Raw genomic sequence first — 13,444 nt, forward strand, 5'->3', positions numbered from 1 at the left:
CGGCCCCGGGGCGGGCGCCGGGGAATCGGGCGCGGGCCGTTTCGGTTGATGCGGCAGAGCGCCGGTCCGAGGGCGGCGGGGAAACCGCCGTCAGGGTCGGCGGGGACGAGAACATCAGGAGGCGGCACACGTGTACGGCGATCCGGCAACCATCCGCAAGATCCTCACCGAGCTCGGCGACACCTGGGCCGTGGTGGGCCTGTCGAACAACCAGGACCGCGCGGCCTACGGGGTGGCCCGCGTGCTCCAGCGGTTCGGCAAGCGCGTGATCCCCGTGCACCCGAAGGCCGAGACCGTGCACGGCGAGCCCGGGTACGCCTCGCTGGCGGAGATCCCGTTCAAGGTGGACGTGGTGGACGTCTTCGTGAACAGCGAGCTGGCCGGTCCGGTCGCCGACCAGGCGGCCGCCGTCGGCGCGGAGGCCGTCTGGTTCCAGCTCGGCGTGATCGACGAGGACGCGTACGCCCGTACCCGTGAGGCGGGGCTGACGATGGTCATGGACCGCTGCCCGGCGATCGAGATCCCGGCGCTCTAGGGGTGTCCGCAAAGTAGCGCCGGCCGCCCGAAGGGCGGGCCCCGCGGCGTCCGGTGCCGTACATCGCAAGGCGGAGGGGCGCCCGTGTACTGGACGTACTCGGGCGCCCCGACAACGCGGCGAGGTGCGGTGCCGGGCGCCGCGGGGCAGGCGGGACTTCGCGGACACGCCCTAAAGGTTGTTGCGGAAGCCTCTGTTCGGGGCATTCCTCCTGTATGGGTGGGGTGTTGTGCGCTGAGTCGGTGTGGGTGGAGACGTTCACGGGCTTGCGGATGGACCGGTTCGTCAAGCTGGTGAAGGTGGTGCGGGAGCGGGGCGGGAACGGTCCCGGTGGTGGTCGGCCGTGGTGCCTGCCGCTGGCGGACCGGGTCCTGCTGGTGGCGGTGTACTACCGCACGAACCTCACGATGCGGCAGCTCGCCCCGCTGTTCGGGGTCTCCCCGGCCACGGTCTGCAGGGTGATCCAGCGGCTCGGGCCGTTGCTGGCCCTGGAGCCGGCCCCGCGGCCGGTCGCCGATGCGGACCGGTTGTGGATCGTGGACGGCACCCTCATCCCGGTCCGCGACCGGCAGGTCGCCGCCTCCTCCCGCAACTACCGGTTCTCGGCGAACGTGCAGGTCATCATCGACGCCGACACCCGCCTGGTCGTCGCCTCGGCGCGGCCCGCGCCCGGGAACAAGGCCGACGCCCACGTCTGGCGCGAGTCCGGTCTACCCGCGAAGGCGGCGGGCACCACAGTGATCGCGGACGGCGCCTACCTGGGCACCGGGCTGATCGTCCCGCACCGCAAACGTGCTGGACGTCCCCTCCTGCGCGGTCAGGAGGAGGACAACGCCGAACACCGACGGGTCCGTGCCCGCGTCGAGCACACCTTCGCCCGCATGAAGAACTGGAAGATCCTCCGCGACTGCCGCCAGAAAGGAGACGGCCTCCACCACGCCGTCCAGGCCGTCGCCACCATGCACAACCTCGCCATGACACGGTGAACCAGGCAGGTCCACTCACACGCAGACCTGCCCGCACCCAACCTTCTGCAACAACCTTTAGGGGGTCGCGGCCGTGCCGCCCCCGTGCGTGTGCGCGGGGGCCGGCGCCGAGACCGGGGGGACCGACACGGCGAGGGTCATCTCCATCGGTACGGAGGCGTCGTTGCGGTAGGAGTGCGCGAGGTTCGCCTCGAAGGTGGCCGCGGCCCCGGCCGGCACGCGGAACTCCTCCTCGCCGACCACCAGGGTCAGCTCCCCGGCCGTGACGTGCAGCATCTCGATGGTGCCCGACGGGTGCGCGACGGAGTCCGTCCCCTCCCCCGGCACCAGGTGCCAGGTCCACAGCTCCATCGGCCCGCGCTCGTCGGTGCCGATCAGCATCGTCGTCGAACTGCCCGCCTCGCTGGACCAGATCCGTACCACCTGGTCCGGCTGGACGATCCGGACCTGCGGGCCCCGGTCGTGGTCGAGGAGCGCGGAGATGCTGACGCCCAGTGCGTCGGCCAGCCTGACCGTGGTGCCGACGCTGGGGTTCGTACGGGCCTGCTCGATCTGGATGATCATCCCGCGGCTCACTCCCGCGCGAGCGGCCAGGGAGTCCAGGGTGAAACCGCGTTCGCCGCGCCACCGCTTGAGGTTTCGGGCGAGCGCCTGGGTGAGCTGTTCGAGGTCCGACACCATTCCGTCCAATATTGTGGATGACACAGTCCAACAGAGTGCACTAACGTGGTTCTGTATTCGATGCTGCACTCCAACGTTCACCGCACTGTACTGCGAGGCCCCCCATGACCGCCCTCTTCGCCCTGGCCACAGCTGTGCTGTGGGGGCTCGCCGACTTCGGCGGCGGGCTGCTGACCCGTCGGATCCCGGCGCTCACCGTGGTCGTCGTCTCGCAGGTCGTCGCCGTGGTCGTGCTGGGCGCGGTGGTCCTCGGCACGGGCGCCTGGCGGGAGGCCGGTCCGCAGCTGTGGTTCGCGGTCGGCGCCGGTCTGGTCGGGCCGGTCGCCATGCTCAGCTTCTACAAGGCGCTGGCCCTCGGCCCGATGGGCGTGGTCTCTCCGCTCGGCTCCCTCGGCGTGGTCGTACCCGTCACCGCCGGGCTGATCCTGGGTGAGCGGCCCGGGCTCGGCCAGTTCGCGGGGATCGCCGTGGCGGTCGTCGGCATCGTCCTCGCCGGCGGACCGGAGCTGCGCGGCGCACCCGTCCAGCGGCAGGCCGTCGTCCTCACCCTGGTCGCGGCCTTCGGCTTCGGCGCGGTGATGGCCCTGATCGCGGAGGCGTCCACCACCGTGACGGGGCTGTTCCTGGCCCTCTTCGTGCAGCGGGTCACCAACGTCACCGTCGGAGGCGCCGCCCTGTGGGCGCAGACCCGGCGCGGCATACCCGCGCTTCCGGCGGGCACCGGACCGAAGCTCCTGTGGGGGCTGCTGCCCGCCCTGGCCTTCGTGGGCCTCGCGGACGTCGCGGCGAACGGCACGTACTCCATAGCCGCCCAGAACGGCCCGGTCACCATGGCCGCCGTACTGTCCTCGCTCTACCCGGTGATCACCGCGCTCGCCGCCTTCGCCGTACTCAAGGAACGGCTGCGCACGGTCCAGGCCGCCGGCGCCGGCCTGGCCCTCGCCGGAACGGTTCTCCTGGCCGCGGGCTGAGCGATTCCTACGCCGGAGGCCCCTACGAACGCTCGGCCTCGGCGAGTTCGATCTCCGCGAGCTCGGCCTCCGTCAGCTCGGCCAGACCGCGCAGCTGCTCCGGGGTCATCCCGTCCGGGATCGGCACCGGTGTCGGCGTGCGCAGCGGCGGCTGCCAGCCCGTCTCCGGCTGCCAGCGCCGTACGATGCGCGCCGGCGCCCCCGCCACCACGGCATGGTCGGGCACCTCGCCCCGTACGACGGCTCCCGCGGCCACGACCACGTTGCGGCCGAGGCGCGCGCCCGGCAGGATCACCGCGCCGGTACCGAGCCAGCATCCCGGGCCGATCTCCACGGGTTCGCTGCGCGGCCACTGCCGGCCGACGGGCTCGTGCGGGTCGTCGTAGCTGTGGTTGGTGGACGTGATGTAAACACCGGGGCCGCAGAAGGTGTTCGAGCCGATGGCGATCCGGGCGTCGGCGATGACGTGGCTGTTCCGGCCGATGACCACCCCGTCGCCCAGGACGAGCATCGGCTCGGCGCCGAGGTCGAGGTCCGGCATCATCCCGGCGGTGAGGGTGACCTGCTCGCCGATGATGCAGTGCGAGCCGAGCTCTATCCAGCGCTCACCGAAGACGGTGCCCTGCGGGAAGGCGAGCCGGGTGCTGTCGCCGATCGCCGCGAACCTGAGCCGTCCCGGGGTCTGCGCGGTGACCGCACCGGCCTGCTGCATCCAGCGCCAGCCGGTGTGGACCACGCGGCTCGCCAACCGGCGGCGCGCGGCCGTCAGAGATGAGAACGTGTTCTGTTTCTTCGGCACCCGGCCACGGTAGTGCGCCGGACCCGCGTCGCCCCGACCACACTCCTGTGATCTTCACCCCATCGCGGGCACGATGCCGCGCGTGGCCTACGGTGCTGTTGGCGCGGCAACCGGACGACAGACGGCAGAGGAAGAGAACATGACGTACCAGGCGGCCCAGGCACTCGTGGCGGGTGTCGGCGGCAAGACCCCGGACATCGACCCGACGGCCTTCACGGCTCCGACCTCGGTCACGGTCGGCGACGTCACCCTCGCCGCCGGCGCGAGCATCTGGTATTCGGCGGTGCTGCGCGCCGACTGCGGCCCGATCACGCTCGGCGCCGACAGCAATGTGCAGGACAACTGCACGGTGCACGTGGACCCCGGCTTCCCGGTCTCGATCGGCGAGCGCGTCTCGATCGGCCACAACGCCGTCGTCCACGGCTGCACCGTCGAGGACGACTGCCTGATCGGCATGGGCGCGACCGTACTGAACGGCGCCGTGATCGGCGCCGGTTCGCTGGTGGCGGCCCAGGCCCTGGTCCCGCAGGGCATGGTCGTCCCGCCCGGCTCACTGGTCGCGGGCGTGCCCGCCAAGGTGCGCCGTGCGCTGACCGACGAGGAGCGCGAGGGCATCAAGGTCAACGCCCTGATGTACGTGGAGCTGGCCAAGCAGCACCGCGCCTCGGTGACCCCGGAGGTCTAGGAGGTGTCCGCCGGTGGGCGTGGGCGTTGTCGGAGCCGTCTGACAGGATCCGCCGCATGGATCTTGCCGCTGTGTTCGCGGGCCTCGACCGGATCGCGTGGTCGGAACTGCACCATGCCTACGGCCCCGCCGAGGACGTCCCCGATCTGTTGCGGGCGCTGACCGCCTCCACCGAAGAGGCCGCGGCGGAGGCCGAGCAGGAGCTGTGGGGCAGCCTCGTTCACCAAGGCTCGGTGTACGAGGCCACGGTGGCGGCCGTGCCGTTCCTGGCCCGCCTCGCGGCCGCGGGTGTGCGCCGCGCGAGCCTGCTCGGCATGCTGGGGGCCGTCGCCGAGAGCACGGACGAGCACGGCCTCGACCGGGAGGGCGCGGCGCGCGCGGCGGTCGTCGCGCAGCTGCCGTCGTTGCTGCCCTCGCTGGCGGACGCCGTCCCCGAGGTGCGGCAGTGCGCGGCATGGGCGGTGGCCCGGTGCGGGCGGACAGCGGGCCCGGACACCCGTGCGGCATTGCGCCGGCGCTGGGAGTCGGAGACCGATCCGGTGGTGCGGGCCGATGTGCTGACCGCGTGCGTCCGGGTCGATCCGGACGCGGCCGAGGGGATGGCCGCGATCGCCCTGAGCCCGGCGGAAGCTCCACCGGTGCGCGTGGCCGCCCTGCTGGCGTGCGTGGAAACGGGTCGTCCTTGGGATCGGGAGTTGGCCTCCGTCGTGGCGGCGTTGTCGCCGCTGGACCGGCACACGACAGGCAGTCAGTGGCGAGGCGAACCGCTGAAGGACCTCGCTGACGGCCTGCGCGAGCGTGGCGACGTCGACGCGGCGATCGATGTCGTCGTCGCGGCGCTGCAGCGCGCGGTGGAGACCGTACGCGCCGGGGCGGATCCGGGGACGGCGGTCACCGAGGCGACGTGGGCGGCCGAATCGCTCGCGCTGCGCTCACGGGCCGCTCCGGCCCGGTTGCTGCCGGCGATGCTGCCGCTGCTCGATGTTCCGGCCGCCGCCGACGAGGTCGTCTCCGCCGTGCGCCACTGGGCCGAGCCCGCCCCGCAGGCGGTGCCGGCACTGGTCCGCCTCTCCCGGGGGACGGACGAAACGGCCGACCGGGCCCTCGCTGCCTTGGTGTCGCTGGGCGCGCCCGAGGCCGGGGAACTCCTCGCGCCCCGGCTCGCGGACCGGCCGCACGCGCTGGAGGCCGCCTTCCGACGCACCCTCGGCCCGCGCCCGGCTCCTCTGCCGTGCACCCCGGTGCTCCTCGACGCGGTCCGCGCACGGCTGGCCGTCGTGACGGCCGACGCCTCGACGCCGCGCGAGCGCCGGTCGCGGTACGGGTACGGGGGCGGTCTCGCGGCCGTCGACGAGCCGGTGCATCTCGCCGGTCTGCCGGCAGGTTGGGGTCCCGCGGCACGGGCCGCGCTGCCCGAGCTGATGGACGCGCTGCCCCACCACCCCCTCCCGATCTTCCGGGCGCTGGCCGCGGTCGCCGACGCCGAGCGGGACCTCGACGCGGTGACCGCCCTTCGGGCCCACGCCGGAACCGGTCCCCCGGCGACCCGTCAGGCGGCCGCGAGCGCCCTCCACTCCCTGACGGGCGACGCGGGCCCCTCGATCGCCGTCCTGGGCGCGGCACTCGGTGAGCGGGGCGCCGCGCGTGACCAGGTCCTGCGGGCCGTCGCTGCGCTCGGCGAGCAGGCCCGGCCGCTGCTCCCCCAGCTCCTCGCACTGCTCGCCGAGCCGTCCGAGACCCGGACCGTCCTCGACACGGCCCAGGCGGGACTGACGGCGGCCGCCACGGTCTGGGAGCTGACCGCCGATCAGGATGTCGTGCTGCCCATGATCCTGGAGGGCCTGACCTGGGCGACCAGGCCATGGGGCCACCGGACCGCGAACCAGGCGGCCGAGGTCGCCGCCCTCCTCGGCCCCGCCGCACGGCCGGCCGTCCCTCATCTGCTGTCGATGCTCGACCGACCGGAGACGGTGGCGGCCGCCGCACGGGCGCTGGTCGCCGCGTACCCGGGCGATGACCGTCCGGCCGGTGTCGGGCTCGCCGATCTCGCCGACCGCGTCCTCTCATCGGTGAAGCCGGGCGGGTACCTGCATTCCGCGCGGGGCGCCTTGGAGACACTCGCCGCCCTCGGCCCCGCCGCGTTCACCCCCGCCCGACGCGAACGCGTACGGCTGCTCGCGGACGGGGAGCGTCGCGTCATCGGCTCGGGTGGCCATACCGAGATCATCCGCGGCGACGAGGAGTTCCGTGCCGCCGCCGGAAGCGTCCTGGCGGGCCTGACCCGCTGAGCAGGCGGGCGGGCGGGCGGGCGGTGAACCGTGCTGCCGCTACTCGCCGACCGTGGCCGGGGCAGACTGTTGTGCGGGGATCTCCGCCTCGGCGGTGCCGACGGCCGCGGCCGCCTTCTTCATGCGGTTGCGCACCACGAGCGTCACGGCGAGGCCGAACAACACGGCCAGTCCCAGGGCCAGCCACGAGAACCGCTTCAGCCACGGCTCGGCGACGATCCCGACCGAGTAGATGACGGCCGTGGTGCCGCCCGCCCAGAGGATGCCACCGAGGACGTTGGCGATCAGGAAACGCCAGTACGGCATGCGCAACACGCCTGCCAGCGGCCCGGCGAAGATCCGCAGCAGGGCCACGAACCGTCCGAAGAAGACGGCCCACATGCCCCACTTCTCGAAGGAGCGTTCCGCCAGCGCCACCTGCTGGGGCCCGAAGTGCTTGGGGAAGCGCCGGCCCAGCCGCTCCAGCAGCGGCTTGCCGCCACGGCGGCCGATCGCGTAGCCGATCGAGTCACCCACGATCGCCCCGGTGATCGCGCAGAGTCCCAGGATCACGGGGTCGATCTCCCCGTGCTGCGAGGCCAGCAGCGCCGAGCTGACCAGGACGATCTCTCCCGGCAGTGGGATGCCGAGGCTCTCGAGCCCGATGACCAGTCCCACCAGGAGATAGATGCTGACCGCCGGAATCGTCTCCAGCCATTCCTGGATGTGCACCGGTACGTCCTCCCGTGTCGTCCTCGGCGCGCCCCCTGTGACACGCCGAACGGGCAGCCTATCGGCTCGCCAGGACCGCCTTGGACCTCAGTGGCAGTTCACGCGACGATCGGCCCACGAACACCTGACGTCGGCCGGAACCGAGCACCCAGGCGTGCTGCTCCGGGTCCCACGACGACAGGGCCCGCGCGTCGATGTCGAGGGTGACCCGCTCCGCCCGGCCCGGTGCCAGGACGAGCCGCCGGTAGCCGGCCAGCGCGCGGACCGGCTGGTCGAGCTCCAGCTCCGTGGAGGGACCGACGTACACCTGGGCCACCTCGGTGCCCTTGCGGCGACCGGTGTTGCGGACGGTGAACTCCACGCGCAGCCCACTGCGCTGCGGCCGGACGGTGAGCTTCTCGTACTGCCAGGTGGTGTACGAGAGCCCGTGCCCGAAGGGGAAGAGCGGGGTCACGCGCTGGGCGTCGTACCAGCGGTGGCCGACGTGGATGCCTTCGGAGTACTCCTGGCGGCCGCCCACGCCGGGGTAGCGCAGCGGCTCGCCGCCGACCGGGGTGGCCCGCTCGTCCGCCGGGAAGGTCTGGGTGAGGCGGCCGCCGGGGTCCACGTCCCCGAAGAGGAGGTCGGCGGTGGCTCCCGCGCCCTCCTGGCCCGGGTAGTACATCTGGAGGACGGCTCCGGTACGCGGGAGCCACGGCATGGTCGTGCTGGAGGAGGTGTTGAGCACGACGGTCGTACGGGGGTTCGCGGCGGCCACGGCCTCGATCAGCCGCTCCTGCCCGCCGGGGAGAGCCAGGGAGGTGCGGTCCCGGCCCTCGGTGGCGTCCTCGTAGGCGAACAACACCACGCTGCGGGCCGCCTTCGCGGTCTTCACGGCCTCGGCGAGGTCCGCGGCGCGGGTCGCCCCGGTGGTGTGCCGCAGCCGGAAGCGCTGGCCCTTGTCGCCGCCCTCGGCGGTCACGGCGAGCCGGTGGGTGCCCGCCTTGAGGGCGAGGGTGGTGCGGCGGACGCTCATCCCGTCGGGTGCGGAGCCGAGCAGTCCACCGGCGAAGTACTCGGCCACGCCCTGCCGGACGGGGAACAGTTCCTTCCCGTCGAGGCGCACGACGGGCCGCTTCCCGGTGTAGTGGACGAGCAGGGTCCACTCGTCGTCGGCGGCCAGGCGGAACTCCGCCTCGTGGCTGAAGACCCGCCCGGGTTCCACGGACCGCGCCTCCAGGTCGGCGGCCGGGGTCAGCAGCTTCGCCGGGAGCGGCCTCCCGTACACGTCCTCCCCGAGGGCGTAGCGGACGGTCGAGCCGTTCCCGGCCCGTCGCCGGATGGCGGTGAGCGGGCCGTCCGCTCCGTCGGGGGTCACGTGCGCGCTGCCACCGCCGCCGACGAAGGGCACCTGGCCGGTCGGTCCGATCACCGCGATCGAGCGGGCGGAGGCACCGGTCAGGGGCAGGGTGCCGTGTTCGTTGCGCAGCAGTACGGACCCGGCGGTGGCCACCTTGCGGGCCGTCCGGGCCCCGGCGGCGGAGTCGCGCGGGGGCCGGGCGGCGGGCCGCGCCGCCAGCAGCCCGAAGCGGTCCATGGTGGCGAGGATCCGGCGGACGGCGAGGTCGACGGCGCTCTCGGGTACGGAGCCGCCGCGCACCGCCTCGCGCAGGGGTGCACCGAAGTGGGTGCCGTCGGGCATCTCCATGTCGAGGCCGGCGCCGATGGCGGCGACGGTGCTGTGGGTGGCGTCCCAGTCGGACATCACCCAGCCGTCGAACCCCCAGCCGTTGCGCAGCAGTTCGTCGAGCAGTGGCTTGCTCTCGCAGGCGTGGACGCCGTTGACCTTGTTGTAGGCGCCCATGACGGCGCCCGCGCCGGCCGCCACGGCGGCTTCGAAGCCCCGTAGCTCCGTCTCGTGGAGGGTCTGCTCGGCGGCGATCACGTCGACGGTGTCGCGGCCGTGCTCCTGGTTGTTGAGGGCGAAGTGCTTGACGGTGGCGATCAGGCCCTCGTCCTGGATGCCGCGGATCATCTCGCCCACGAGGTCGGCGGTCAGGCGCGGGTCCTCGGCGAGGGTCTCGAAGTTCCGGCCCGCGTACGGGGTACGGATGAGGTTGACCATGGGCGACAGCACGACGTCCTGGCCCAGTGCCCGGCCCTCGCGGCCGATGACGCGGCCGTACTCGCGGGCCAGCGCCGGGTCGAAGGCGGAGGCGAGCAGGACCGGTGCGGGCAGTGCGGTGGCGGGTCGGGCGACGCGTACCCCGGCGGGGCCGTCGGTGAGGCGCAGCGGCGGGATGCCCAGGCGGGGCACGCCGGGCACGTAGCCGGCCTGGCCGAGGGAGGTGGGGTCGGGGGCGCCGTGCAGGAGGGCGGTCTTCTCGTCGAGGGTGAGACGCTCCAGCAGGGCGTCGATGCGGGCGGGGCCCTTGGCGCCGGCGGCGGCGCCGGCCGGTGCGGTGGGCGGCGTCCTGGGGGCGCCCGCGCCCGGCGGCACGCCTGGCGCGCAGGCGCTCGCCGCGAGGGCCGTACCCGCCGTGCCCGCCGTCGCGAGCAGTCGCATCGCGGAACGTCTGGACACGGCCTCGCTCATGGGCGCTCCCTGCGGCGTGGGTCGGCGGGAGCGGCCCGCGCCGGACCGCTCCCGCGCCCACTGTGCGCCGCGCGCCCGCCGGGTCCGCCGAGACGCGCCACCGCGGCGCCGAGGTTCAGCCCTCCGGCAGCGGCGGCGCGCCATCGGCGCCGCCGGCGCGGCCTGCGTCGCCGCGCGACGGATGCCGTCAGGCGTTGGGGCGCAGGGTCCAGATGACGGTCATCTCGCCCGTCACGGCCTCGTCCTCGCGCTGGATGGCGATGGTGACCGGGAATTCGGGGCGGCCACCGGCGTCGAGTTCGGCGACGACCTCCGCCGCCGGGCGGCCGAGGGTGGCGGTGGCGGTGACGACGCCCTTGGCGAGCTTCTTGTAGCCGATCTCGGCCTTCACGGCGAGCGGGACGGCGCGCGAGAGCTGGTCGCCGAAGGCGGCCAGGACGATCGCGCCGCTCGCGGACTCGGCGAGGGTGAACATCGCGCCGGCGTGCGGGCCGCCGACGTGGTTGTGGTAGTCGGGCTGATCCGGAAGCCGGACGACCGCGCGCTCGGGGGTGGTCTCCAGGAACTGGAGGTTCAGGGTCCGGGCCATCGGTACGGTCGCGGCGAGCAGTTCGCCCACGTTCATCTGGTCTGCGCTCATGGAACGCGATGTTACCCGCGAGTAGTCCTCGTTGACCAGAGCTCCCCAGGGGGCGGCCGTGGCTCCCCGCGGCCACGGCCACTATCGTTACCGGCCATGTGGCCAGGACAGCAGCAGCCGCCCGGGGGAGAACAGAACCCTCAGGACGCGCAACAGAACCCGTACCAGCAGCAGCCGGGACAGCCGAACCCGTACCAGCAGCAGCCCGGCTACGGATACCCGCAGCAGCCGGGGTACCAGCCGCCCCAGGGCGCCCCCGGCCAGCAGTGGGGTCAGCCCCAACTGCCGCAGCAGCCCCAGCCCGCCGCCACCGGCGGCGGCGGGAGCCCGTACTCGACCAAGACCGTGGCGATCGTCGCCGCGGCCGCCGTCGTCGTGGTGGCCGCGGCGACCGGTGCGTTCGTCCTGACCCGGGACGACAAGAAGACCGAGGCCGACGACAAGCCGACGGCCGGCCCCTCGGCGCCGGTCGAGGCACCCGCCCCGGCGGGCAGCAGCCCGAACCCGCGGGCCGGCGGCAACACCCAGCCCGTCATCCCGGGCTGGAAGGTCGTCGTCAACACCAAGTACGGCGTCAGCTACGACGTGCCCCCCGAGTGGAACGTCAACGAATCCGGCGTGAGCCTCTCCTTCCACGACGAGGTCAAGAACGACGGAAGCCCCATCATCACGATGAGCGGCACCGCCACCCTCAAGGAGGAGTGGTGCACGGTCGACAAGGACGCGGACGGCAGGGTCGAGAAGTTCTCGCTCGCGGACACCGGTATCAAGGGCGCCCAGGGCGCCAAGGACACCGCGCAGGTGGCGACCGACAACACCAGCGCCTGGGCCTGGGCGGCCTTCGCCCAGAAGGAGCCCAAGGGAACGGTCAAGGTGGGCGCGGCCAAGGAGTACACCACCTCCTCCGGAATCAAGGGCCACATGGTGGTGGTGACCGCTCCGAACCTGAAGAAGGAGCACAAGTGCTCCACCGACGGCAAGACGGTCGGCTTCGGCTTCAAGAACGCCGTCGGTGACTTCGCCAGCTTCGTGCTCATCAGCGCGGCCGGGGTGAAGGACGAGGTTCCGGACGACGTCTCCAACAAGGTCATCAGTTCCATCCGGCTCACCACGCCGTGATCCGTCCCACGTCCCGGGCCGGAGAATCCGTTTGGATTCTCGGCCCGGGACGGGGATAGTCCGGGGGTGAGTTCTCCCCGCAGCGCAGCACCCCGTACGCCCGTGAACCGCCGCCGACCCGAGTGGGCCGGCCGCAACTACAGCCTGCTCACGGGTGCGGCGATCATCACGAACCTGGGGAGCCACGGAGCTCACATCGCGGCCGCCTTCGCGGTCATGGAGGCCGGCGGATCCGTCGGCGACGTCGGACTGATCGCGGCCGCCCGCACGCTGCCGCTCGTCCTCTTCCTGCTCATCGGCGGCGCCATCGCCGACCGGCTGCCCCGCCACCGCGTGATGGTCGCGGCCAACGTCCTGAACTGCCTCTCGCAGGCCGCGTTCGCCGTCCTCGTCCTCGCGGGCGAACCCCAGTTGTGGCAGATGATGCTGCTGACCGCCCTGTGCGGCACCGGCACGGCCTTCTTCAATCCGGCGGCCGAGGGCATGCTGCTCTCCACCGTCTCCGGTGAACACTCCAACCGCGCCTTCGCGCTCTTCCGCATGGCGATCAACGGCGCCGGCATCGGCGGCGCGGCCCTCGGCGGCGCGATGATCGCCGCGGTGGGCCCGGGTTGGGTGCTGGCCGCCGACGCGGCCGCCTTCGCGTTCGCCGGCGCCCTGCGGGCCTTCCTCGACGTCAGCCACGTACCCGACCGGACGCCCGGCGGCGGCCTGCTGTCCGATCTGCGCGAGGGCTGGGTGGAGGTCCGGACCCGCCCGTGGCTGTGGAGCATCGTGCTCCAGTTCTCCGTCGTGGTCGCCGTCGTCGGCGCCGCCGACGCGGTCTACGGACCGTTGGTCGCCCGGGACCAGTTGGGCGGGCCCGCGCCCTGGGGCGTGGCCCTGGCCTTCTTCGGCGTCGGCACCATCGCCGGGGCCGTCCTGATGATGGCGTGGAAGCCGCGCCGCCTGCTGCTCGTCGGCACGCTGTGCGTGTTCCCGCTGGCGCTGCCCTCGGCGGGACTCGCCGTGCCGCTGCCCGTGTGGGGGCTGTGCGTGGTGATGTTCGTCAGCGGCGCCGCGATCGAGGTCTTCGGTGTGAACTGGATGACCGCGATGCACCAGGAGATCCCGGAGGAGAAGTTCTCCCGGGTCACCGCCTACGACTGGTTCGGCTCGGTGTCGATGCTTCCGCTGGCCACCGCCCTGGCCGGGCCCGCCGAATCGGCCTTCGGGCGCACCTCGTCCCTGTGGGGCTGTGCGGTGCTGGTCGTCGTGCCCACCGCCCTCGTGCTGCTGGTCCCGGACGTCCGCCGCATGACCCGCCGGGCGCACAGCAAGACCATCGTCCCGGCGACGGCGACGGCGACCGCGGCCGAGCCCGCTCCCGCCGCTGCGCCCGCCGACGCCGTCGGTCGCTGAGACGTCGTCGGTCGCTGAGACGCCGTCGGCCGTCGGGACGCCGTCGGCCCCGG

At 73.2% G+C, this 13,444-nt stretch carries 12 protein-coding genes; 7 read left to right on the plus strand and 5 right to left on the minus strand.

Going from position 1 to position 13,444, the window contains the following annotated elements; genetic code table 11:
- The first annotated feature begins 130 nt into the window (after positions 1-130).
- Positions 131-535, plus strand: a complete 405-nt coding sequence (locus tag OG624_RS07370; RefSeq protein WP_030718939.1) for a CoA-binding protein — start codon at positions 131-133, stop codon at positions 533-535.
- A gap of 215 nt (positions 536-750) precedes the next feature.
- Positions 751-1,521: a transposase family protein gene (locus tag OG624_RS07375; protein ID WP_266446460.1), complete on the plus strand. Its 771-nt coding sequence runs from the start codon at positions 751-753 to the stop codon at positions 1,519-1,521.
- Between the two features lie 57 nt (positions 1,522-1,578).
- On the opposite strand, the gene OG624_RS07380 is transcribed toward OG624_RS07375, so the two are convergent.
- A complete protein-coding gene (locus OG624_RS07380; protein ID WP_161292908.1) occupies positions 1,579-2,199 on the minus strand; it encodes a cupin domain-containing protein in 621 nt (206 codons plus the stop codon).
- A gap of 107 nt (positions 2,200-2,306) precedes the next feature.
- Here OG624_RS07380 and OG624_RS07385 point away from each other — a divergent pair, with 107 nt between their 5' ends.
- Entirely contained in the window at positions 2,307-3,173 is an 867-nt protein-coding gene (locus OG624_RS07385) for a DMT family transporter (RefSeq protein WP_033220880.1), read from the plus strand.
- A 22-nt stretch (positions 3,174-3,195) separates the two neighbouring features.
- On the opposite strand, the gene OG624_RS07390 is transcribed toward OG624_RS07385, so the two are convergent.
- Complete coding sequence (locus OG624_RS07390; protein ID WP_033220879.1) at positions 3,196-3,972, minus strand: acyltransferase; 777 nt, start codon at positions 3,970-3,972, stop codon at positions 3,196-3,198.
- Positions 3,973-4,111: 139 nt separating this feature from the next.
- Between OG624_RS07390 and OG624_RS07395 the strand changes: the two genes are divergently transcribed.
- Positions 4,112-4,657 (plus strand): gamma carbonic anhydrase family protein, encoded by a 546-nt coding sequence (locus tag OG624_RS07395; RefSeq protein WP_033220878.1) that lies wholly within the window; start codon positions 4,112-4,114, stop codon positions 4,655-4,657.
- Between the two features lie 56 nt (positions 4,658-4,713).
- A complete protein-coding gene (locus OG624_RS07400; RefSeq protein ID WP_371639241.1) occupies positions 4,714-6,945 on the plus strand; it encodes a hypothetical protein in 2,232 nt (743 codons plus the stop codon).
- Positions 6,946-6,984: 39 nt separating this feature from the next.
- On the opposite strand, the gene OG624_RS07405 is transcribed toward OG624_RS07400, so the two are convergent.
- The 3 genes from OG624_RS07405 to OG624_RS07415 all read right to left on the minus strand — a co-directional run bounded on the left by OG624_RS07405 (position 6,985) and on the right by OG624_RS07415 (position 10,871).
- On the minus strand, positions 6,985-7,656 hold the full coding sequence (locus tag OG624_RS07405) for a DedA family protein (protein WP_033220875.1): 672 nt from the start codon (positions 7,654-7,656) through the stop codon (positions 6,985-6,987).
- A gap of 58 nt (positions 7,657-7,714) precedes the next feature.
- The gene (locus OG624_RS07410; RefSeq protein ID WP_371639242.1) at positions 7,715-10,231 is read right to left on the minus strand and encodes a glycoside hydrolase family 3 protein; all 2,517 of its coding nucleotides are present in this window, start codon (positions 10,229-10,231) and stop codon (positions 7,715-7,717) included.
- Between the two features lie 187 nt (positions 10,232-10,418).
- A complete protein-coding gene (locus OG624_RS07415; protein WP_184791899.1) occupies positions 10,419-10,871 on the minus strand; it encodes a DUF4442 domain-containing protein in 453 nt (150 codons plus the stop codon).
- Positions 10,872-10,967: 96 nt separating this feature from the next.
- On the opposite strand from OG624_RS07415, the gene OG624_RS07420 reads away from it, so the two are divergent.
- Both OG624_RS07420 and OG624_RS07425 read left to right on the plus strand, forming a co-directional pair.
- The gene (locus OG624_RS07420; RefSeq protein WP_033220871.1) at positions 10,968-11,990 is read left to right on the plus strand and encodes a membrane protein; all 1,023 of its coding nucleotides are present in this window, start codon (positions 10,968-10,970) and stop codon (positions 11,988-11,990) included.
- 66 nt (positions 11,991-12,056) lie between these two features.
- Positions 12,057-13,391: an MFS transporter gene (locus OG624_RS07425; RefSeq protein ID WP_371639243.1), complete on the plus strand. Its 1,335-nt coding sequence runs from the start codon at positions 12,057-12,059 to the stop codon at positions 13,389-13,391.
- The last annotated feature ends 53 nt before the right edge of the window (positions 13,392-13,444 follow it).

This window comes from Streptomyces virginiae, assembly GCF_041432505.1.
GTDB lineage: Bacteria > Actinomycetota > Actinomycetes > Streptomycetales > Streptomycetaceae > Streptomyces > Streptomyces virginiae_A.